The organism is Paraburkholderia sp. SIMBA_027 (assembly GCF_046535315.1).
Taxonomy (GTDB): Bacteria; Pseudomonadota; Gammaproteobacteria; order Burkholderiales; family Burkholderiaceae; genus Paraburkholderia; species Paraburkholderia tropica.
On sequence record NZ_JAWRWY010000427.1, the window covers coordinates 1 to 278 of the forward strand.

Annotated in this window: 1 protein-coding gene; it reads left to right on the top strand. The window is 52.9% G+C overall.

Annotation, left to right across the window (positions count from 1 at the left end):
* Nucleotides 1-278, top strand: a 278-nt coding sequence (mog, locus tag SB764_RS39690; protein ID WP_410866710.1) for a molybdopterin adenylyltransferase, incomplete at both ends; no start/stop codon positions are given.

The window sequence follows — 278 nt, forward strand, 5'->3', positions numbered from 1 at the left end:
GCGGACCGCGAGATGCCTGGCTTTGGTGAACAGATGCGCCAGATAAGCCTGCATTTTGTACCAACTGCGATCCTTTCGCGTCAGGTTGGTGTGATTCGCAAACAGGCGCTGATCCTTAACTTACCCGGTCAGCCGAAGTCTATTAAAGAGACGCTGGAAGGTGTGAAGGACGCTGCGGGTAACGTTGTGGTACACGGTATTTTTGCCAGCGTACCGTACTGCATTCAGTTGCTGGAAGGGCCATACGTTGAAACGGCACCAGAAGTGGTTGCTGCATT